Here is a 21,493-nt window from a genome sequence, read left to right as displayed (position 1 = left end):
GGCGGCGCCGTTTTCAGGCCCGGCCTGATCGCGGCTAAAGCCGCTCGCACAGGAAACCGAATGGGCTTTTCGACCACAAATCGCGCACAAACAAAAACGCCGCTCAATGAGCGGCGTTTTTGTTTATTTGGAGCGGGAAACGAGACTCGAACTCGCGACCCCGACCTTGGCAAGGTCGTGCTCTACCAACTGAGCTATTCCCGCAATACATCTACAGCTTGAATGGCGTCCCCTAGGGGACTCGAACCCCTGTTACCGCCGTGAAAGGGCGGTGTCCTAGGCCACTAGACGAAGGGGACATCAACCTTTTTTACCAGCAACGCCTTTCAGCACTGCTTTAAAATTTGGAGCGGGAAACGAGACTCGAACTCGCGACCCCGACCTTGGCAAGGTCGTGCTCTACCAACTGAGCTATTCCCGCATCTACAACTTGGTGTATTGCTGCCTGGAAAATGGCGTCCCCTAGGGGACTCGAACCCCTGTTACCGCCGTGAAAGGGCGGTGTCCTAGGCCACTAGACGAAGGGGACACAGGTTGTGCATGACGCACATTTTCCAACCTTCGCTGCGCTTGCGTATTGCCTTACGCTGCGAAGTGGCGCGAATTCTAGGGAGCCTTTTGAGGGTCGTCAACACTTGAGTGAAAATTAATTTAAATCAATGACTTCTGTGTAGAAGCTGGTCGGTGCCTATCCGCAATAGCACATAGGCACTACACTCGGCCGAAACTCCAGCAGTCGAGAGGTTCTAAAGGTGTCCCCACTCGTAATCACTCTACTGATCGTAGCGGGCATCGCGATTCTGTTCGTGATCGGTTACATCAACCATACGGTAGAGAACAGCAAACTGGAGAAGGCCCGTCAGAAGGCCGACTTGGGCGATCGTCTGCGCCGTTGTGCAGATGTTTCCGACTCCCTTCCCGGCCAGTTCATGTCCCCTGCCCTCAAGCAGCTGCTCAATCGGTTGATGCTGCAATTTGCCGAACGCTTGCTGGCCGTCGACAAGAGCCAGACCGCCGTTAAAGACCGCATTGAAGAGCTGCGCGGCCTCATCGGCCAGGGCGATGCGCTGGTAGTGCGTAACCCGCCGCAACCGATCGTCAACGAAGCCAAAGCCAAAGACGTGCGCGTGGTGCTGGAGATTCTCCACGGGCAAATCACCCGCGCCGCGCAAGACAAACTGCTGCCCACCGCCGAAGCGAAAACCTGGCTGGAAGAAGTTCGGCACATTCTGGTGCAGGTGCACATCGAGCTGTTTACCACTGCCGGTCAGAGCGCCATGCAACAAGGGCAACCCGGCCATGCGCGCCTTGCCTTCGAACGGGGCGTGCAATACATCCGCAAGCAACCCGACGCCAAGCGTTATCAAGCACCGCTGAGCACGCTGGAAAAACAACTGGCACGCGCCAACGCCATGGTCCTGGAAAGCAACAAGCCGGCGGCCGACGAAACAAACGAGCTCAACGAGGGCATCAGCTCGATGGGCGACGAAGACTGGAAGAAAAAGAACATGTACGACTGAGTGCGCTCAGCCGCCAACAAAAAAGCCCGGCTCGATGCCGGGCTTTTTGTTGGCGGTATGCGTTGGGCTGCGCTGCGCTTAACCCAACCTGCGAAGCTCCTGTGGGAGCGGCTTCAGCCGCGATGCTGTTGAAACCATCGCAGCTAGGAATGCCACCCGGCCGCTCGCCCAGGAGCGTGTGCCATTAGCACTCAGTCAACCGCAAAAATATCGCCGCCAACGCTTCAATCCCGCGCTGATCCGCCTCACTGAAGCGCGCCAGCTTCGGGCTGTCCAGGTCCAGTACGCCGATCAGGCGCCCTTCTTTCACCAACGGCACCACCAGCTCACTGTTTGACGCACTGTCACAGGCGATATGCCCAGGGAATTCATGCACATCTTCAACCCGCTGGGTTTGCAGGCTGGCCGCCGCCGCGCCGCATACGCCTTTGCCGAATGGAATGCGCACGCAAGCCACCTGGCCCTGGAACGGCCCAAGCACCAGCTGTTCCTGTTTATTCAGGTAGAAGCCGGCCCAGTTGAGGTCGTCCAGCTGGGTATAAAGGAAGGCGGAAAATTGCGCGGCATTGGCAACAAAGTCGCGCTCATCCGCCAGCAGTGCTTCTAGCTGCGCCGCCAACAGGCCGTAGCCTTCCAGGCCAGCGCCGGTGCTTTGTAAATCGATCACGACTGTTTCTCCAATAATTGCAGGCCGACCCAATTGCGGGCGAACTGATAGGCACAACGGCCGTTACGGTTGCCACGGCTGGTGGCGTAGCGGGCCGCAAGTACGCCGAGCTCTTCGCTCCACGCCCAGTCGAGGTTGGCCTGCTTGGCCAACACACCAATCCAGTGGCGCACCACGTCGTGGAAATGTTCCTGAGTGAACGGGTAGAACGACAGCCACAAACCGAAGCGATCCGACAGGGCGATTTTGTCTTCAATCGCCTCGCTCGGGTGCAGTTCGCCGTTGACCATTTTGCTGTCGAGGTTGTCGCTCTCTTTCTCCGGCACCAAGTGCCGGCGGTTCGAGGTGGCGTACAGCAGCACGTTTTCTGGCGCCCGCTCCAGCGAGCCGTCGAGCACGCTCTTGAGTACGCGGTAGTCGCCCTCGCCCGCTTCGAACGACAGGTCATCGCAGAACAACACGAAGCGCTGCGGCAGCTTGGCGATCAGCTCGACAATGCGCGGCAGATCGGCCAGGTAGTCACGCTCGATCTCGATCAAGCGCAGCCCTTGCCCCGCCAGCTCGGCCAACAGCGCCCGCACCAGTGACGATTTACCGGTGCCACGCGCGCCCCACAGCAAGGCGTGGTTAGCGGGCAAGCCGGCGACGAATTGGCGAGTGTTGCGGGCTAAGTGATCGCGCTGGGTGTCGACGCCGATCAAGTCGGTCAGGCGCAAGTCGAGGCTGACTTCCAGCGGCTGCAAATAGCCGCCACGGCCTTCGCGATGCCAGCGCGCGGCGACGGTCTGCGACCAGTCCACCTCAACACGCAAGGTCGGCAACAACGGGTCGAGGCGCGCCAACACCGCGTCGGCACGCTCCAGAAAGGCATTCAAACGGGAGTCCACGATTTACTCCTTTTTTGCGAAGGGAAACTCAATGTGGGCCGGGCAAGCAGCAAATCTATTCAGCTATGCTTGCCCAATGCTCAGAGACGAGGCTGGTTCACGACCTTATGGATATAACGCTCACCCATCGCCTGTCGTTCAAACAGGCCAGCCTGACGGTTCTCGTGGCGTTGATCCTCGGCACCTTGCTCAGCCTGCTGCAGGTGAGCAGCGATTATGCCAGCGAAGACGCCTCGATCAACCGCGAGATACGCGCGCTGTTGGAGATCAGCCATAACCCGGCGACGCGCATCGCCTACAACATTGACACCGAACTGGCGCAGGAACTGGTGGCCGGCCTGCTGCGCTCACCCGCTGTGATCAACGCGCAAATCATCGACGACACCGGCACCAGCCTGGCCAGCGCCACCCGCTCGCGCATCAACAGCCCCTACCGGATGTTCAGCGACCGGCTGTTCGGCCAGAGCCGTCATTTCGAAGACCCGCTATTCGTTAACCATTTGCCCACCGAAACCATCGGCCTGCTGCGCCTTGAAGTCGACACCTTCGCCTTTGGCAGCAATTTTCTACGACGCGCGCTGGTCACGCTGCTGAGCGGCTTCGCCTATAGCCTGCTGCTGTCGATGATTTTGCTGGTGGTGTTTTATTTCATGCTGACCAAGCCGCTCACCGACGTGATTCAAGCCATCAGCGCCCGCGACCTGCGCCGGCCAACCCGGCAGAAGCTGCCCTGCCCGTCTGGCCATGAAAACGATGAAATCGGCATTTTGGTCGACGTGACCAACCAGCAACTGTCGAGTTTGTCGGAGGAAGTCGAGCACCGGCGCAAAGCCGAAGACCAACTCACGCAGTACCTGGGCGAGCTGGAAAACATCATCTCCGCGCGCACCAACGAGCTCAAAGCCAGCAACACCCGCCTGACCCTCTCCAACCAGGAACTGGAAAGCGCCCGTGCCCGCGCGAACCAGATGGCCCTGGCCCGCGCCACGTTTCTGGCCAACATGAGTCACGAAATCCGCACGCCGCTCAATGGCCTGCTGGGCATGCTCGGCTTGGCGCTGGACAGCCCGCTGAGCGCCGAACAACGGCAACAACTGAGCATCGCCCACAACTCCGGCAAGGTGCTGGTGGAGTTGCTTAACGACATTCTCGATTTGTCCAAATTCGAAGCGGGGCAACTGGAGCTGGAGTCGATTCCGTTCGACTTCGCCACACTGGTGGAAGACACCGCCAACCTGCTCTCGCAAAACGCCGCCGCCAATGTTGAATTGACCTGCCTGATCGACCCGCGCCTGCCTGCCCTGCTGCTCGGCGACCCGACGCGGGTTCGGCAAATTGTCAGCAACCTGCTTTCCAACGCCCTGAAATTCACCCACAACGGCCGCGTCGACATCCGCATCGCCTTCACCGACCCCGGCATCCGCATTACCGTGACCGACAGCGGCATCGGTATCGCCGAAGACGCCCAAGCGCGCATTTTCCAACCCTTCGCCCAGGCCGGCGTCACCATCACCCGGCAATACGGCGGCACTGGGCTGGGGCTGGCGCTTACCCGCCAACTCTGTGAAGCCATGCACGGCAAGCTGACGTTGAAATCGGTGTTGGGCGCGGGCAGCGAATTCTGCGTTGAGCTGCCGCTGGCCGCGGCCGCACCACCGGCCTTGCTGCCGGCGCTGAGCGGGCGGGTCGTAGGGCTGTGCGGCGCCCAGACCGGTTTGGCCGAGCTGCTGCAAACGGTTCTGCCGGGTTGGGGGCTGAGCTATCAGCGCCTGGATGACTGCTTGGCGCCACCGCTGCAAAGCGCCGACCTGGTGATTACCGACCGCGCAGAAGAACTGGCCAACCTGCGCGAGCACTTCGCCCACACGGTACTGTTTATCAGCGCCTATGGCAGCTTTCTACCCAGCGACCTCGCCACCAGCTTGGCGCCGGTGCTGCAGTTGCCGCGCCCGCTGTCGCGTGCCGCCCTGCACAAAGCCTTACAGCGTTCTCTTGAACCGGGCGGCGAGCCCGTCTCCACGCCAGCGCCCGCGAACGCGCCGACGGCTCTGGAGCAAAAGCGCGTGCTGCTGGTGGAAGACAACGCTGTAAATCAACTGGTGGCCAAAGGCATGCTGAGCAAAGCTGGCTGCGAGGTGCTGTTGGCTATCAATGGTGTGGAGGCGCTTGAAGTGTTGGAACGCGAGGCCATCGACCTGGTGCTGATGGACTGCAACATGCCGGTGATGGACGGCTATGAAGCGACTCGGCGCATCCGCCAGCAGCCTCGCTGGAGCGACCTGCCGATTATCGCCCTCACCGCCAACGCCCTGCCCGATGAGCGCGAGCGTTGCAGGGCGGCCGGCATGAACGACTACCTGGCCAAGCCGTTCCGCCGCGACGAATTGCTCGCGCTACTGAACCAGTGGCTGCCCGCTACGGCGCTGTTATAAAGCGATCCAGCAAGCCGCCAAGCTGCTCGCGCAGGCCATCGAGTTCATTCAGGTCCAGCCCGCTTTCGCACAGCAATCGCTGCTTGAGCGGCAGCACCTGGGCCTTCAACGCCAGACCTTCAGCCGTGAGGGCCAAATGCACTTCGCGTTCGTCCCGAGCGCTGCGCTGCCGGACCACCAAGCCCAACTGCTCCAGGCGTTTGAGTAACGGCGTGAGCGTGCCGGAATCCAGCAGCAATCGCTCGCCGAGCGCCTTCACCGTCGGCTGCTCAGGCGGGGTTTGCTGCCATTCCCACAACACCAGCATGGCCAGGTATTGCGGGTAGGTGAGCCCGAGCTGGTCAAGCATCGGCTTGTAGCCGCGAATCACCGCGCGCGAGGCGGCGTACAGCTTGAAGCACAGCTGCTTGTCGAGCTGCAGCGCGGTGGCGGCGTCCAGCTGCGGTGCCGTTGGAAGAACATCGTGTTGGCTCATCGACCCAGGCTCACTTGAGCAGCGCTTCGATCTCGCTGGTCAGCTCTTCGGGCTTGGTCAGCGGAGCAAAACGCTTCACCACTTGGCCGTCTTTGCCAATCAGAAACTTGGTGAAATTCCACTTAACGCCCTGGCTGCCGAGCAGACCTGGTGCGCGCTTTTTCAGTTGCACGAACAACGGATGGGCGTCGGCGCCATTGACGTCGATCTTCTTGAACAGGGGAAAGCTCACGCCGAAGTTCAGCTCGCAGAACTCGGAGATGGCGCCTTCGTTGCCCGGCTCTTGCTTGCCGAACTGGTTGCAGGGGAAACCGAGAATCACCAGGCCTTGATCCTTATAGGTCTGCCACAGCTCTTCCAGACCTTTGTATTGCGGAGTGAAGCCGCATTTGCTGGCGGTGTTCACCACCAGAACAGCCTTGCCGCCGAAGTCGGCCAGGGTTTTCTGCTCACCTTTGATGGTGGTGGCGGGAATGCTGAACAAGGTGTCGCTCATGGGTGCGGGCTCCGCAAATAGGGATGGTCGGCCGACAAGATAGTTAACAATTGAATTGTGTGCAATTTAAATAACCACAACTCGGTTCTGTAGGAGCGGCTTTAGCCGCGATGCTCTTCGACGCACCGCGGCTTCGGAATGCCGCCCAGCCGCTCCTACAAATCAGCGCCCTACCTCGGCTCCAACTTCAACGAAGCCGAGTTGATGCAATAGCGCATCCCGGAAGGTGGCGGACCATCAGGAAACAGATGCCCAAGGTGCGCGTCGCACTTGGCGCAGGTCACTTCAATACGGTGCATGCCGTGGCTGAAGTCATCCTTGCTGGCGATCGCCGCGTTCGATGCTGGCTGGTAATAGCTCGGCCAGCCGGTGCCGGAATCGAACTTCGCTTCGGAGTCGAACAACGCCGCGCCGCAGCACGCGCAGTGATAGACGCCAGGGGTTTTATCGTCGTGGTATTTGCCGGTGAAGGCACGCTCGGTACCGCCCATGCGGCAAACGTGGAACTGCTCGTCCGAGAGCTCCTCGCGCCAGGCGTCCAGCGGTTTTTCAAGCTTGTCCATGGGGGTCACCTCATTGGCTGAAAAAAGCCCGGCCTGTACCTTTTCCCAGGTTCGGGCCACACGTATGATTGCCGCACTTCAAGGTCCGGCAGACAGGTGTTTAGACGCCAGTCTGTCATCCGCGTTACAGGCTGCCAAGCCACGTTGCCCAGTCTCGGGTCAGCGCTTTACTCAGGACGCTCACATGCAGGTCAGCAAATCGAACAAGCTCGCCAACGTCTGCTATGACATTCGCGGGCCCGTGCTCAAGCACGCCAAACGCCTGGAAGAGGAAGGCCATCGCATCCTCAAGCTGAACATCGGCAACCCGGCGCCGTTCGGTTTTGAAGCCCCGGAAGAAATCCTTCAGGACGTCATTCGCAATCTGCCCACCGCCCAAGGCTACAGCGACTCCAAAGGCCTGTTCAGCGCCCGCAAAGCAGTGATGCAGTACTACCAGCAGAAGCAAGTTGAAGGCGTTGGCATCGAAGATATCTACCTCGGCAACGGCGTGTCCGAGCTGATCGTGATGTCGATGCAAGCCTTGCTCAACAACGGCGATGAAGTGCTGATTCCCGCGCCCGACTACCCGCTGTGGACCGCCGCCGTGAGCCTGGCCGGTGGCAATCCGGTGCACTACCTGTGCGACGAGCAGGCCAACTGGTGGCCAGACCTGGACGACATCAAGGCCAAGATCACGCCGAACACCAAGGCCATGGTCATCATCAACCCGAACAACCCCACCGGCGCCGTGTACTCCAAAGAAGTGCTCGAAGGCATGGTCGAGCTGGCTCGCCAGCACAACCTGGTGCTGTTCTCCGATGAAATCTACGACAAGATTCTCTACGACGAGGCCGTGCACATCTCCACCGCCTCGCTCGCGCCGGACGTGCTGTGCCTGACCTTCAATGGCCTGTCGAAGTCGTACCGCGTCGCCGGCTTCCGCTCCGGTTGGGTGGCCATTTCCGGGCCAAAGCAAAAAGCCCAAAGCTACATCGAAGGCATCGACATCCTCGCCAACATGCGCCTGTGCGCCAACGTGCCGAGCCAACACGCGATCCAAACCGCGCTGGGCGGCTACCAAAGCATTAATGACTTGGTGTTGCCGCAAGGTCGGCTGTTGGAGCAACGCAATCGCACCTGGGAACTGCTCAACAGCATCCCCGGCGTCAGCTGCGTGAAGCCGATGGGCGCGCTGTATGCCTTCCCGAAAATCGATCCGAAAGTCTGCCCGATCCACAACGACGAGAAGTTCGTACTCGACTTGTTGCTCTCGGAAAAGCTGCTGGTGGTTCAGGGCACCGCGTTCAACTGGCCGTGGCCAGACCACTTCCGGGTGGTCACCCTGCCCCGTCTTGACGACCTCGACCAGGCCATCGGGCGCATTGGAAACTTCCTCAAAACCTACAGCCAATAAGCCGCCATGGACCTGCAAATCGACGACTTTTATAAAGATGCCGCAGCAGGCCTCCTGCTGCTGTACCAGGCCTTCCCGCGCAAGGTGGGCCTGTACGTCGAAGACCTGATCGGCCGCGAAGAAGCGGACGAATTCGGCCTGCCCAGCAAGCGTCATCAAGCGTGCCTCGGCGCCCTGCTGTGGCTGGCTGATGAAGGCTATTTGCGCTACGAGTCGACCATTCATTACGACGCGCTCGACCAGGCGGTGCTGAGCGAAAAAGGCTTCCTGCGGCTGTCACGCGGCGTACCCCATGCCGTTGCCGATGGCGATGCGTTGCCACCCAGTGTTCGCCGCGTGCACTCCACCCTCGCCCACCAATTGCGAGAGGCGTTGCAACAGCAGCACAGCGAGCGCATTGCACGCCTCACCCGCCTGCTGTTTACCAGCACGCTGACCGGCGCAAACGACACAGTTTGAAATAGTCGCCGAGTTGTATAGCGCGGGGGCCGCCCTTATATACCCCGCACTAGTCGAACGTCTTAGCTCAAAGGAGAAGCCTTACACCATGATGCGCATTCTGTTGTTCATGGCCACCAACCTGGCGGTTCTGTTAATCGCCAGCATCACCCTCAAACTGCTCGGGGTGGACCGCTTCACTGGCCAGAATTACACCAGCTTGCTGGTCTTCTGCGCCGTGTTCGGTTTCGCCGGTTCTCTGGTCTCGTTGTTCCTGTCCAAATGGATGGCGAAGATGAGCACCGGCACTCAAATCATCAGCCAACCGCGCACCCGTCACGAACAGTGGCTGCTGCAAACCGTGGAAGAGCTGTCGCGCAACGCCGGTATCAAAATGCCAGAAGTGGGCATCTTCCCGGCCTACGAATCCAACGCCTTCGCCACCGGCTGGAACCGCAACGATGCTTTGGTCGCCGTTAGCCAGGGCCTGCTGGAGCGTTTCTCGCCAGATGAAGTGAAAGCCGTACTGGCCCACGAAATTGGCCACGTTGCCAACGGCGACATGGTGACCCTGGCACTGATTCAGGGCGTGGTGAACACCTTCGTCATGTTCTTCGCGCGGATCTTCGGCAACTTCGTCGACAAGGTTTTGCTCAAGAACGAAGAAGGCAACGGCATCGGTTTTTACATCGCCACGTTCTTCGCCGAAATGGTCTTGGGCATTCTGGCCAGCGTCATCGTTATGTGGTTCTCGCGTCGCCGGGAATTTCGCGCCGACGAAGCCGGTGCTCGCTTGGCCGGCACCAGCGCGATGATCGGCGCCCTGCAGCGTCTGCGCTCCGAACAGGGCGTGCCGGTGCACATGTCTGAGACCCTGACCGCGTTCGGTATCAACGGTGGCGTGAAAGGCGGCCTGAAAGCCCTGTTCATGACCCACCCGCCGCTGGAAGATCGCATCGCGGCCTTGCAAGCTCGCGGTTAATCGCCACGGCGCAAAAAAAGGGCGGCTATAAGCCGCCCTTTTTTATCTCCGAAAACAAAGAAGGCCGATCTGAGATCGGCCTTCTTTTATTTCCCGCTTAACGCTTAGTTGGCGACGCTCAACTTCGCGCGATTCTTCTCCAGGGTTGCTGCGCCAATTCCCTTCACTTCCAGCAACTCGTCTACCGACGTAAACGGTCCGTTGGCGTCGCGATAGTCGATGATCGCTTTCGCCTTGACCTGACCAATACCGATGAGGTCTTGCTGCAACGTTTCCGCGTCGGCCGTATTCAGGTTGACGGTTCCCGCCTCAGGCGCTTTGAGCGGCTGAGAAGCAACAGGTTGGGTGGGCTCGGTTTTGACTGGCTCAGCGGCAAAGGTGCCGGCAGAGAACAACGTGAGGGTGGCAAACAGCAGAGAAGAGACGTATCCGATACGCATAATCAAGCTCCTTAAGTGGGTAACGCAGGGCGCGATACGCCCTGCGGTGGCCAACTTAGAGGCAGCCTCAGTGGAGTGTCAAATCACCCGGCGCGGGCGTTTCCAGGCGCTTTTTATGAATCAAATCAACGATTTCGCATTCTGGTAGGTAACCGCTAACGTGCTCGCGGAGCAATTCTCGCACTCGCTCATAATCGTCACGCTCGACCGCCAGAAAGATCGCATCCAACACGTCTTTGAAAACCACCCAGGGCAGGTGTTCTTCGTTGGCTCGCATGATCATCGAGTGCTCGGTTGGGCTGACGTTGTCGCCAATCAGCAGCTCTTCATACAGCTTTTCACCTGAGCGTAGGCCCGTGAACTCGATTTCAATGTCGCCGTGGGGACTTTGCTCATTGCGCACCGTCAGCCCGGACAAATGCACCATCTTTTCCGCCAGCTCGGCGATTTTCACCGGCGAGCCCATATCCAGCACAAACACGTCGCCGCCCTGGCCCATCGAGCCCGCCTGAATGACCAACTGCGCGGCCTCGGGGATGGTCATGAAATAGCGGGTGATGTTGGGGTGGGTCACCGTAATGGGCCCGCCGCGTTTTATCTGCTCGCGGAATAATGGAATCACCGAGCCGGACGAGCCCAGCACGTTGCCGAAACGAACCATGGTGAAACGCGTTCTGTTGGCCTGAGCGTTTTTCGAGCCCAGCAACACCGGCTGCTTTTCAGCACTGAGGGCCTGCAGTGTCATTTCCGCCAGGCGTTTGGTACTGCCCATCACATTGGTAGGACGCACCGCCTTGTCAGTGGAAATCAGCACAAAATGTTCCACGCCCGCCTGCATTGCCGCCTGGGCCGTTTGCAGCGTGCCGAACACATTGTTCAATACGCCCTCGGCCACGTTGTGCTCAACGATCGGCACATGTTTGTACGCCGCAGCGTGGTAAACCGTGTTCACGCTCCACGTACGCATCACGTCCAGCAAGCGCTCCGGACTGCGCACTGAGCCCAGAATCGGTATGAGCTTGATGCTCAATCCCTCGTGGCGAATACGCCCTTCAAGCTCGCTCTGGATGCTGTAAAGGTTGTACTCGCTGTGCTCAAACAGCACCAATGCCATGGGCGCGGAGACCAGAATCTGACGGCACAACTCCGACCCGATCGAACCACCCGCTCCGGTGACCATGACCACTTGATTGCGGATGCAGCGCTCGAACAAATCCGCGCGCGGCGGCACAGGGTCGCGTCCCAGCAGGTCGGCGATATCCACCTCCTGCAAGTCACTGACATTCACGCGCCCGCTGGCCAAGTCCATAAAGCCCGGCACTGTGCGCACATGCACCGGGTAGGCTTCCAATGCCGCCAAAATCTCGCGGCGCCGCGAACGTGACGCCGACGGAATCGCCAGCAGCACCTCTTGCGCGCCGGTTTCCTCGATCATCAATTGAATATTGCGCGAGGTGTAAACCTTGAGGCCGGCAACCACACGGTTGGCGATGCCCTCGTCGTCATCAATAAAAGCCACCGGGCGCATGCCCTTGCCCATGCGCAACGCCGCAACCAGCTGATTACCCGCCGCGCCGCCGCCATACACGGCGACTTTCGACAGACCATCGTCCTGGCGCAGAAACGGCACGTGCTGCCCGGCCAGCAACCAATCGCCCAGAAAATACTGGCGCATGAACAAACGTAGGCCGCCGATCATCAGCAGGCTGAGCCACCAATAGTTGAACACCAGCGAACGCGGAACCAGAACCTCGGCGCGGTACAGGTAGATGTACATGCCCAACACCAGCGCCGACAGCGACACCGCCTTGAAAATCGCGACAAGCGCTTCGTTACCGAAATAACGCATCACCGCCCGGTACATACCGAGCCGAATAAAAACGGGGATGGCAATGATCGGTGCGATCAAGAACAACCATGCATAGTCACCGAACGGGTCGATTGGGCGCTCGATGCCCAGGCGCACGACAAAGGCCAGCCACAGGGACGCCCATACCAGCACGATGTCGGCCGCTATTTGCAAAAGGCGCTTGTAGCGACGCCGCAGCCCTACCAGGCGATCACGCATCGGAATATGTTTTTTTACTTCGCGACTCACCACGTTACGTCCGTCCCTGATCACTTGCGTCCATAGTATTCATTACTCTTGCTTCCCGGCATGGTAGCGAATCGCCAGATAGATTAACGGTGCGCTCGCCAGCGCAAAGCCCAGCAGGCCATCCAGCACGCCCGTGGCCACCAGAAAGGCCAATGGCAGCAACCAACCCAGGTTAATCAGCAGCACCGCCAGCGTGATGGGCAAATGCCGACCATGAAGGCGCGCGGCGTATTGATACGCGTGACTGCGGTGCGCCTCGTACACTTTGTCGCCGCGAACCAGGCGGCGCAGCAGTGTCCAAGTGGCGTCGACAATGAATACCGCCATCAAAATCAGCCAAGCCCAAAACAACTGCGGCGATACCCAGGCGGCCTGCAGCGACAAAACACCCAGCATCAACCCTAGAAAACCGCTACCGGCATCGCCCATGAAAATTTTGGCCGGCGGGAAATTCCAGTACAGGAAACCGGCGCTGGCGATGGCCAGCAGCAGCGGAATCAGCGCTTGGTCGGAGCGCCCTAGCACCGCATACAACAATGCCCCCGAGGCACACGTGGTGACCGCTTCCACCCCGGCGATGCCGTCGATGCCATCCATAAAATTGAATAGATTGAGCAGCCACACCAGGTAGAAAACCGCCAGGCCATGGCCGATCCAGCCGAGGTCGAAGGTGGTGCCAAACACCGTGAAGGGCGCCGCGCCACCGAGCCAGGCCAGGGCCCAGACGGCCCCACTGAAATGGGCAAGCAATCGCCAACGCGCCGCGATGTGCCCGTGGTCGTCCAGAAAACCTACCAGTGCAATCAAACCACCGCCGCCGACCATGGCCCAAACCGCCGACCAACCGAGGCCGGCGAGCCACGCCAACAGTGGCAGCGCCACGAGAAAACTCAGCACTATCGCCACGCCGCCACCGCGTGGGGTCGGTTGGGTGTGGGAGCTTCGCGCGTTGGGAATATCCAATACGCTGGCGGCTAGGGCATAACGGCGAACCGCCCAGGTCAGTGACAACGAGGCGATAGCCACCACCGCCAATACAACAGAAATATTCATCGGCTTTGGCTATCCAAAAAGCGCGTGGCGGTCAGCGCCAGGGCCTGCTCCACCGTCAACGGTGGAGTCCAATTCAACAGCGTGCGGGTTTTTGCGATGTCGACTTGCAGCGATCCGCACAGTCGGCGGCCGATATCGTCACGCCCAAGCACCCGAGCCGCCATTTCAAGCCACGCCTGAGGCACCGGCACGAGCCTGGCTGGGCGTCGCAGCGCAACGCCCAACTGGCGCAGCAACTCAGACGTGGAAAGGTCGTCGCCATCACTGACCAGAAACCGTTGGCCAGCAGCAGCAGGATGATCCAGGCACACGCGCAGCAGGTCCGCCAAATTGCCCACGGCGACCAAACTGCGCTGATTTCGGATTGCACCGAACGGTAACGGCACGCCCTTTTTGAGCCAATTCATCATGCTCAGAAAATTCGCGCGCACATCCGGGCCGTAAACCAAGGGCGGTCGAACCACCACCACTTCCAACCCCGTGTCACGGGCGAGCGCGAACAGGCCCTCCTCGGCTTCCCATTTGGAAATGCCGTAGGGGTCGGTTGCGGTGGCAGGGTCATCGGCACGGAAAGGCTGGCCCGGTCGGGTCATCTCGCCGTTCACTTTGATGGAGCTGAGGTAGATAAAGCGCCGAACGCCCGCCTCTACCGCTTGGCGAGCGAGCTGCAAGGTGCCGGCCACGTTAACGCGGCGAAACGCTTCCAACGGATCGTCGTTCTGCTCATGCATCACGTGCACGCGGGCCGCACAGTGAATCACCGCATCGATACCCGACAACGCCTCACGCCAGTCGCCTTGCGGACCGAGGTCAGGCGCATGGCACACCTGAAGGCGATCCCGAGTTGACGTAGGAAGCACGCGAAATGCGGCGCGAACCTCGTGAACGCCGTCAGCCAACAAGCGCTCCTGCACCGCGCGTCCCACAAAGCCACTTGCTCCGGTTAATAAGACATTCATAACCAGGCTTAGTCTTTGCGCCACACGTTGCGGTTGATGTAATCGGTGTAACTGAGCACCACGCGCACAACCTGCAGCGACACAGGGCCGCCTTCGTAATCGGCCACCACCGGAATCGCCCGACGCTCACGCGAATGCTGGCTGGTCACCACGCGCACGGCATCGAGCACCGAGTCGCGCTTGAGACCGCTCATGATCAGCGTGCCCTGGTCCATACCCTCAGGACGCTCGTGGGCATTGCGCAACGTGACGGCCGGAAGATTGAGCAACGACGCTTCCTCGGTGATAGTGCCGCTGTCCGAGAGCACACAGAACGCGGACTGCTGAAGCTTGATGTAATCCAGCAAGCCGAACGGCTTCACAAAGCGAATCAACGGGTGATCCAGCGACTCGCCAAGGGCTTCAAGGCGTTTGCGCGTGCGCGGGTGAGTCGACACGATCAACGGGAAGCCGTACTGATCCGCCAGGGCACGCAGGCTGCCGAGCAGGTCGCGCAGGTTATCCGGGGTATCGACGTTTTCTTCGCGGTGCGCGCTGACGACAAAAAACTTGTCCTGCTCCAGACCGGTACGGGCCAGCACATCGGACTGGTCGATCTTGGGCTTGTAGTACTCCAGCACTTCCTGCATGTGCGAGCCGGTTTTGATGATGGTTTCCGGGCGAATGCCTTCGGCGATCAAATAGCGGCGCGCGTGCTCGGTGAGCACCATGTTGATGTCGCTGAGGTGATCCAGAACCTTACGGTTCAGCTCTTCCGGCACGCGCTGATCGAAACAGCGATTGCCCGCTTCCATGTGGAACACCGGAATCTTGCGACGCTTGGCGGCAATCACCGCCAAGCAGGTATTGGTGTCGCCGTAGAGCAGCAATGCATCAGGTTTTTCGAGTTCGAAGATGGCGTCGGATTTGGCGATCACCTCGGCGATGGTCTGAGCCGCTGTTTCGCCTGCCGCACCCAGAAAGTGGTCCGGCTTGCGAATTTCCAGGTCATCGAAAAAGACCTGGTTGAGTTCGTAATCGTAATTCTGGCCGGAATGCACGAGCACATGCTGAACCTGGCGGTCCAACTCGGCGATCACCCGGCTCATTTTGATCAGCTCAGGGCGTGTGCCGACCAGGGTCATAACCTTAAGCATTGAGTTCGTCCTTGATGTAATCCAGTTTCAGCAGCAACGTCTTGATGCCCGCCACATCCAGGCGCTCGGTATTGTGCGAGGTGTAATCGTCCAGCTCGGAGATTCGCTGCTCGCCTTCGACGAAATATTTTTTGTAGTTCAGGTCGCGGTTATCGGCCGGAATCCGGTAGTAGCGGCCCATGTCTTCGGCCTTGGCCATTTCTTCGCGCGATACCAGCGACTCGTAGAGTTTCTCGCCGTGACGGGTGCCGATGACTTTCACGGTATTGGTTTTGCCGAACAGATCTTTCAGCGCCTGGGCCAGATCACCCACCGTGGACGCCGGCGCCTTCTGAATAAACAGATCGCCTTGCTGACCGTGTTCGAAGGCGTGCAGCACCAGATCAACCGAGTCTTCGAGGGACATCAGGAATCGCGTCATGTCGGGGTCGGTAACGGTGAGCGGTTCGTCCGAACGCATCTGCTCCACAAACAGCGGGATAACCGAGCCACGCGAGGCCATGACGTTGCCGTAACGCGTCGCGCAAATCACCGGGCCGTTCGCCGGGATCATGCGCGACTTGGCGACCATGAGTTTTTCCGCCATGGCCTTGGAAATTCCCATGGCATTGATGGGGTAAACCGCTTTGTCGGTGCTCAGCACCACAACCCGTTTCACGCCCGTGGCGATGGCCGCGTTCAGCACGTTCTCAGTACCAAGGACGTTGGTGCGCACCGCTTCCATCGGGTAGAACTCGCACGAGGGCACTTGCTTCAAAGCAGCGGCGTGGAAGATGTAATCGACGCCGACCATGGCCTGGGCCAGGCTGTCGTAGTTGCGCACATCACCGATGTAGAACTTGACCTTGTCGTTGGCCAGGGCGATGCGCATGTCTTCCTGTTTTTTCTCGTCGCGGCTGAAAATCCGGATTTCGCGCACGTTGGTATTGAGAAACCGTTTGAGTACCGTGTGGCCGAAAGAACCCGTTCCCCCGGTAATCATCAACACCTTGTCGTCGAACATAAAACCTTCCAGAGCATGAGCGTGTCGCCAAACGAACACGCGAATAAACGATCAATACGGCCCCGCTCCCGCCGCGTTAAATGCCGGGAGCGAAGCGCAACCTAAAACAAGTTAGCTGTCGGCGTGCATAACCCGAATAAGCTCGGGCCAAGCAGGTGCGACATAGCCAGTGGCGGCGCTAAAGCGCGAACCATTTAGCGACCGGTCGATTACCAACGAATCGTCGGCGCGGATCTCAATCTGTTTTCCATACTGCGAGGCCACCAAACGCAGCAAATCCAGCTTGGCGATCGGCGCAGCGGCGACATGATACAAGCCGCTGAGCTGAGTGTGCGGAATAACAAAGTCTTTCATCACGCGCGCCAACTCGACGGTAGGCAGGCCGGAGAAAATCGCCCGCGAAAAACCTTTTACGCTGCCTTCCTGGGAAAGGAACCAATCGATCAGCGCGTAGTTCGAGTTCAGCTCATGACCAATGATCGACGTGCGCAAAGTGACGGCATGCGGCATATCGGTCAGCTCACCGATGTACTTGGATTTGCCATAAAGGTCTTCAGCGTCTGAAACGTCACTCTCCAGATACCCGCCCTTGCTACCCGAGAAAACGCAATCGGTGCTGACGTGGATAAGCCGCGCGCCGACCAATTGGCACAGTTTCGCCAGGCGGTGCGGAAGCATGGCGTTGATAGGCAGCGCGGTCAGCGGGTCTTTGGCATCGGCCAACTGTTTGATCAGGCCGACGCAGTTGATCACCACATCCGGCTTGATGGCAGCCAGCGCGGCGACGAGCGAGTCCTGGTCGAGCACATCGACACCGGTGCGCAGTCGCGCATGGCTCGCCTCGGGAAAGTGACTACGGGCCGCCCCGCTACGCAGCGTGCCCCACACTTCGAACCGGGCATCTGCGTTGAACACCCGGAACACTGCATTACCGAGCATGCCGGTAACGCCCAATACTAAAACTCGAGCCATGACTTACTACCCTTTAAGTTTCAAACTTTGTAGAACGAACGCAAAACTCTGTCCAAGCAAAAAAGAATTAAAACATTCAATACAATCGAGCCAAACAGCATGTAACTCTGGATCGGAACATAGCCGAAACTGGTGTAGCGAAATGCTATTACCTGCGCAATAAGCGCACAGAGAACCAGATTCTTGCCGCCCAATTTATAGACGAGAAACTCGAAAATCGAGGCCACGATGGAAAATGCGAAAACCGCGCAGACCAGAAATAAAATCGACCCCGGATAGTAGAGGAACGCGAGATAGCCCGGCAAGGAAACGAAATGCAGCGCATCGTTGCGGGAATTATCGTAGGGAGAGGCTATGAATTTTTGGTCATAGAACGCGTTGGCGCCCTCATCGAAGCGTTCCTGCAGAGCCTCACGAAAAACCGCCCAGCCTTTATCCGGAGCGCCTACGACCGACATCACCCCCTCAATACCCACCCAGCGGTCCAGAAAAAGCGCCGATGTCTGCTCCATAACAGCGTTCTTTCTCAGTTCCTCTGAGGCGCCCGCATAAAAGGCGTTCGCACGCAGATAGTTAACAGTGAGCACTGAAGCTGCAAAAAAGACTACAAACGCGATACCTACAAACGTCGTCAATCCTAGGCGCATGCGCGGTTCGCTTCGGCGGAACTGAGAGATCGCACCATAGAGCAGCGATGAGCCATTCAGAATCATGCCTCGGCTCCACAACGATATGTTGGACAGCGTGGTCTCCAGCAAGGCAATGGTGACGGCAATCCAATAACGGTCACGGTTCAGCTCAAACTCAAAGCGCAATAGCACCGCCGAAACCGATGCCATCCCGAACATCAGCAGCCAGGCATACACGCCATTCAAGCCGAACGGCAGGTTCACTCTCGCGACCAGCCCCCGCTGATAGATACCGAACCAGGCGTTCGAGACGCAAATGCCCAGCACGCCCAGCACAAACGCCACCAACACGAGCACACGGTGGCGCCGGTAAAAGGCGTACAACCCTGTGTACGCGATATCTGGCAATGCATTTGGATAACTGAAAAAAAGTTGACGGATAAAACGCGCAAGCAAAATCGCCGCGAGCGCAAAAGACACCGTTATCAACGTCTGATCTAAAGACGCCGGTGAGCCATCGAAGGCACCCACAGGAATGGCAAATTGCCCGTCAAAAAAAAGCTGTCCGCACGCTGAACTTCAACCAGAAACCAATCCAGAGCAGCACGCCGATGAAACCATCGAAGAAAATCGCCTTCGGACCAAAACCAAAAAACAAAACCATCGAGGAGAGGGCTGTAAAAAGAAGATAAATCCAGGCATTACCTTGATATTCGGCTGTCGCAACAGCACCGATTACAGAAATACCCAGTATCACGAGCAACCATATTGTTCTTACAACAACGTTCCAGTTCATATCTATCCACGGCTACATTTATTAATTAATAGTTATAATTTTGCCTAAACAAACAGCGATGCCGCCCAAGCAATTTCGGCATTCACTGATGCGGTAGCTCGCGCGCCTCCACCTTTTTATCTATCTTAGGCAACGAGTTTAATGCTGTTAGTAAAACGCCCCAAAAGAAGAACGTGACAATGCCCGGATAAGGCTGACGCATCCCGACCTTGAATACATTGTCAACCAGCACCAGGAACAGCACGACACCTGCCACGCTCAATACATAGGGGCGCCGCCATAACATTGCGAAGTTCCGCAATACGGAATAAACGGTAAATCCGATAAGCGCCAGAAAAGGCAGCAAGGCGACAAAGCCGAAGTTGTAGACCAGATCCAGATAATAGTTATGCGCGCTGGGGTACAACGTCCGATCAGGGGCTTGCATGTGTCCCAGCAAGAAGTTTTGCCCGTTTTCTACTACACCGCTTAGATAAAAACGTAAGTACGAGAGTCGTTCTACAGCATTAGCCGGAGCGTGTTCCCATGCACCTGCGCTGGATACGCCCAGCTTGGATTGGACAAACTCGGCCTTGATAATAAACAAGAAGCTCGCAAATGCACTTCCCAACGAGAGAACCACGAGGAACAACGACATTTTAATATGGCGCTTCAACAGTACGTTACGCACGCAGAAGACCAAGAGCCCCGCAAACAGCAAGGCAGTGCCGAGCATTGAAGTTGACAACAGTGTATATATCGACATCGCCGCAGCGAGCAGCAGAAGCCAGGGCCGACGTTTATCGTTGTCAAAAAGCGAAAACAGTGCGACCAGAAACAAGGCCGCAAACACAACGGACACATACTGGAGATGCTGATAGATCTTAAAAACAAACACTGAAGACGAAAGTGTAAAGGCACCGCTGAGATAAGTGGCTAGAAGCTGCAATGGAACGAAGACCATCAACGTCACTAAGATAACGTCAGGGACTGCCTCTGTAGCCGCCACTCGCGCACCATATTGCTGGCCTAACACCAATGCGAACATTGGCAGCATGAATTGCACGAGCAAGATGAACTTCGCGCCCTGATAGCTGCCCTCACTGCCGACTAACAGTGCGGTCGTCAGCAGCATGGAGATGAAAACAAAAAACAGGAAAGTGAGGGAAAGTCTGGCCTGGGAATATTTCCCTAGCAGTACGATGCCACCGTAACAAGCAAACACCGATATCGGGATAGGCAGGAGCGCCAAGCTGCCCCCGGAGCCGCCAAGCATGTCCGTCCTGTACAGTCCGGCGCTTAACTGAAAAAACACCGGAACAAACAGCAACATCGCCAACACAATCAGCACTCGGTGCTCATGCGCCTTGAACATTTTTATCTTCCCTAATAATCCTTCCCGTTCGCTCATATAAAAGCCTAGGGAAAGTACAGCTCCAAATAGATACAGCGCCGCCAACGACGTTGGCCCGGCAATGTAATAGAAAAACGGAATGCTTGAAACCAGCAGCAAATTGGCAAGCATATCTGAACCGAAGACGTCGTCTCCCCCACTGCTCTGTAGGATCTCCAGACGAATTCGCTGCGCCAGTACCATCACCAGCCCGCCCAGGAGCGAACAGCCTACCGCGAGCCAGAACAACGGGCTTTTATTTGTCCATTGCAGCGACGTGGGCGCAATGCTCACAGCAACGATCAGCACGAGTCCTAACAGCGCGGAGCCAATCATGATCTTGCCAAACACCCGGTTAAGACGCCCACCGCCCATATTGTTGGTGCGGCGAACCATCGTCGGTCCAAGTGCTTGAGAAAAAACGGCGCCTAAAATTCCGCCCATTGCGAAACTGGCGAACAAATCACCGGTTTCTTCTTTGCCGGCAATTAACAGGATAAATAAGCGAAACACATACACCGATACGCCGATGATGGCCGTCGAGCCCACATGTGGCATCAACACTTTCACCGCGCCTACCAGACTTACCGTCCGAGCCAAGCAGCGTTTGGCCAATTGGGCATCAAAACTGCCGAATAGCGGCGAGATAGCCCAGATCAGCAGAACCGGAAACACCTCTAGCCCGCCGTGGACCAGGGCCAACAGCAGCAGTGCGCTCAGCGCGCCTTGCACCAGCGCGAACAGCGCGGCGGCGCGCCGGTGATGATGTAACTCCTGTTCACCGAGAAAGATCTCAGCCACCCATTCGCACGCCCGGCGCAACACGAGGAGTAAAACAAACCCCCAGCTCAAGGCGACAACGCCGATGCTTAATACAAAAGCCAACACCGCGAGGGGCACGAGCATGATCAAGCGCAGACGAAGAATCTGCGCCGCGTTTATCTTCCCCGACTCGCCCAATATCAGGCTTCGGGCATTGCCCGAAAAGGCATAAAACATGGCCACGGTAGCGCCATGAATCAGACCAAAATCAGCAGCCAGCTCCGGCTTGCCAAACACACTCAAGCCAATCATCACCAACATCATGGCAAACGTATTGGCCATGAAGGCGAATGGAAACACGATCAGGCTCATACGCTCGCTGCTCGGCTTGGCCCGAGAAAACGGCGGAGCGAGAAC

The 21,493-nt window shown here is 58.1% G+C and carries 20 protein-coding genes and 4 tRNA genes; 5 read left to right on the top strand and 19 right to left on the bottom strand.

The genetic code is table 11. From position 1 onward, the window contains the following. Positions 1-128: 128 nt before the first annotated feature. From ACZZZP_RS08925 to ACZZZP_RS08910, 4 genes are all read right to left on the bottom strand, one after another. Positions 129-204 (bottom strand) — tRNA-Gly (locus ACZZZP_RS08925). A 19-nt stretch (positions 205-223) separates the two neighbouring features. Further along, positions 224-299: transfer RNA gene (locus ACZZZP_RS08920), tRNA-Glu, on the bottom strand. A gap of 46 nt (positions 300-345) precedes the next feature. Then, positions 346-421 (bottom strand) — tRNA-Gly (locus ACZZZP_RS08915). A gap of 32 nt (positions 422-453) precedes the next feature. Further along, positions 454-529: transfer RNA gene (locus tag ACZZZP_RS08910), tRNA-Glu, on the bottom strand. Between the two features lie 223 nt (positions 530-752). On the opposite strand from ACZZZP_RS08910, the gene ACZZZP_RS08905 reads away from it, so the two are divergent. After that, complete coding sequence (locus ACZZZP_RS08905; RefSeq protein WP_122497953.1) at positions 753-1,520, top strand: hypothetical protein; 768 nt, start codon at positions 753-755, stop codon at positions 1,518-1,520. A gap of 184 nt (positions 1,521-1,704) precedes the next feature. On the opposite strand, the gene ACZZZP_RS08900 is transcribed toward ACZZZP_RS08905, so the two are convergent. Together ACZZZP_RS08900 and ACZZZP_RS08895 are read right to left on the bottom strand one after the other, a co-directional pair. Continuing rightward, positions 1,705-2,187 (bottom strand): GAF domain-containing protein, encoded by a 483-nt coding sequence (locus tag ACZZZP_RS08900; protein WP_463382457.1) that lies wholly within the window; start codon positions 2,185-2,187, stop codon positions 1,705-1,707. Next, on the bottom strand, positions 2,184-3,074 hold the full coding sequence (locus ACZZZP_RS08895) for an ATP-binding protein (protein WP_122497949.1): 891 nt from the start codon (positions 3,072-3,074) through the stop codon (positions 2,184-2,186). Before ACZZZP_RS08895 ends, ACZZZP_RS08900 begins: the two co-directional genes overlap by 4 nt. A gap of 65 nt (positions 3,075-3,139) precedes the next feature. Between ACZZZP_RS08895 and ACZZZP_RS08890 the strand changes: the two genes are divergently transcribed. Then, positions 3,140-5,506: a hybrid sensor histidine kinase/response regulator gene (locus ACZZZP_RS08890; protein WP_463382456.1), complete on the top strand. Its 2,367-nt coding sequence runs from the start codon at positions 3,140-3,142 to the stop codon at positions 5,504-5,506. Here ACZZZP_RS08890 and ACZZZP_RS08885 read toward each other — a convergent pair. The 3 genes from ACZZZP_RS08885 to msrB form a co-directional block, all read right to left on the bottom strand. Next, positions 5,490-5,981 carry a MarR family winged helix-turn-helix transcriptional regulator gene (locus ACZZZP_RS08885; RefSeq protein ID WP_463382455.1) on the bottom strand — a complete coding sequence of 164 codons (492 nt, stop codon included), beginning with the start codon at positions 5,979-5,981 and terminating at the stop codon, positions 5,490-5,492. The genes ACZZZP_RS08890 and ACZZZP_RS08885 overlap by 17 nt on opposite strands. A 10-nt stretch (positions 5,982-5,991) precedes the next feature. Further along, on the bottom strand, positions 5,992-6,477 hold the full coding sequence (locus ACZZZP_RS08880) for a glutathione peroxidase (protein WP_122497943.1): 486 nt from the start codon (positions 6,475-6,477) through the stop codon (positions 5,992-5,994). Between the two features lie 170 nt (positions 6,478-6,647). After that, a complete protein-coding gene (gene msrB / locus ACZZZP_RS08875; protein ID WP_463382454.1) occupies positions 6,648-7,040 on the bottom strand; it encodes a peptide-methionine (R)-S-oxide reductase MsrB in 393 nt (130 codons plus the stop codon). Between the two features lie 184 nt (positions 7,041-7,224). Between msrB and ACZZZP_RS08870 the strand changes: the two genes are divergently transcribed. From ACZZZP_RS08870 to htpX, 3 genes are all read left to right on the top strand, one after another. Beyond that, positions 7,225-8,436 (top strand): pyridoxal phosphate-dependent aminotransferase, encoded by a 1,212-nt coding sequence (locus ACZZZP_RS08870; RefSeq protein ID WP_122497941.1) that lies wholly within the window; start codon positions 7,225-7,227, stop codon positions 8,434-8,436. A gap of 6 nt (positions 8,437-8,442) precedes the next feature. Beyond that, positions 8,443-8,895 carry a hypothetical protein gene (locus ACZZZP_RS08865; RefSeq protein ID WP_122497939.1) on the top strand — a complete coding sequence of 151 codons (453 nt, stop codon included), beginning with the start codon at positions 8,443-8,445 and terminating at the stop codon, positions 8,893-8,895. A gap of 88 nt (positions 8,896-8,983) precedes the next feature. Next, positions 8,984-9,856 carry a protease HtpX gene (gene htpX / locus ACZZZP_RS08860; protein WP_122497937.1) on the top strand — a complete coding sequence of 291 codons (873 nt, stop codon included), beginning with the start codon at positions 8,984-8,986 and terminating at the stop codon, positions 9,854-9,856. A 104-nt stretch (positions 9,857-9,960) separates the two neighbouring features. Here htpX and ACZZZP_RS08855 read toward each other — a convergent pair whose 3' ends face one another. From ACZZZP_RS08855 to ACZZZP_RS08810, 10 genes are all read right to left on the bottom strand, one after another. Next, positions 9,961-10,296 (bottom strand): ComEA family DNA-binding protein, encoded by a 336-nt coding sequence (locus tag ACZZZP_RS08855; RefSeq protein WP_122497935.1) that lies wholly within the window; start codon positions 10,294-10,296, stop codon positions 9,961-9,963. Positions 10,297-10,363: 67 nt separating this feature from the next. Then, the gene (locus ACZZZP_RS08850) at positions 10,364-12,364 is read right to left on the bottom strand and encodes a polysaccharide biosynthesis protein (protein ID WP_463384678.1); all 2,001 of its coding nucleotides are present in this window, start codon (positions 12,362-12,364) and stop codon (positions 10,364-10,366) included. Between the two features lie 72 nt (positions 12,365-12,436). Continuing rightward, positions 12,437-13,447 (bottom strand): MraY family glycosyltransferase, encoded by a 1,011-nt coding sequence (locus tag ACZZZP_RS08845; protein WP_463382453.1) that lies wholly within the window; start codon positions 13,445-13,447, stop codon positions 12,437-12,439. Then, a complete protein-coding gene (locus ACZZZP_RS08840) occupies positions 13,444-14,406 on the bottom strand; it encodes a UDP-glucose 4-epimerase family protein (protein WP_463382452.1) in 963 nt (320 codons plus the stop codon). The genes ACZZZP_RS08845 and ACZZZP_RS08840 overlap by 4 nt, the downstream gene beginning before the upstream one ends. Positions 14,407-14,414: 8 nt before the next feature. After that, entirely contained in the window at positions 14,415-15,542 is a 1,128-nt protein-coding gene (gene wecB, locus ACZZZP_RS08835; RefSeq protein WP_463382451.1) for a non-hydrolyzing UDP-N-acetylglucosamine 2-epimerase, read from the bottom strand. Continuing rightward, positions 15,535-16,545 (bottom strand): polysaccharide biosynthesis protein, encoded by a 1,011-nt coding sequence (locus ACZZZP_RS08830; RefSeq protein ID WP_463382450.1) that lies wholly within the window; start codon positions 16,543-16,545, stop codon positions 15,535-15,537. The genes wecB and ACZZZP_RS08830 overlap by 8 nt, the downstream gene beginning before the upstream one ends. Before the next feature lie 111 nt (positions 16,546-16,656). After that, on the bottom strand, positions 16,657-17,517 hold the full coding sequence (locus ACZZZP_RS08825) for a dTDP-4-dehydrorhamnose reductase family protein (RefSeq protein ID WP_122497925.1): 861 nt from the start codon (positions 17,515-17,517) through the stop codon (positions 16,657-16,659). 20 nt (positions 17,518-17,537) lie between these two features. After that, positions 17,538-18,677 (bottom strand): hypothetical protein, encoded by a 1,140-nt coding sequence (locus ACZZZP_RS08820; RefSeq protein ID WP_463536448.1) that lies wholly within the window; start codon positions 18,675-18,677, stop codon positions 17,538-17,540. Positions 18,678-18,696: 19 nt separating this feature from the next. After that, the gene (locus ACZZZP_RS08815; protein ID WP_463536447.1) at positions 18,697-18,942 is read right to left on the bottom strand and encodes a hypothetical protein; all 246 of its coding nucleotides are present in this window, start codon (positions 18,940-18,942) and stop codon (positions 18,697-18,699) included. Between the two features lie 82 nt (positions 18,943-19,024). Then, the gene (locus ACZZZP_RS08810; protein ID WP_463382447.1) at positions 19,025-21,448 is read right to left on the bottom strand and encodes a hypothetical protein; all 2,424 of its coding nucleotides are present in this window, start codon (positions 21,446-21,448) and stop codon (positions 19,025-19,027) included. Positions 21,449-21,493: the final 45 nt, after the last annotated feature.

It is taken from the genome of Pseudomonas sp. AC211, from assembly GCF_979258055.1.
Note: the sequence above shows the minus strand (reverse complement) of the source record. Positions and strands in the feature narration are given on the sequence as shown.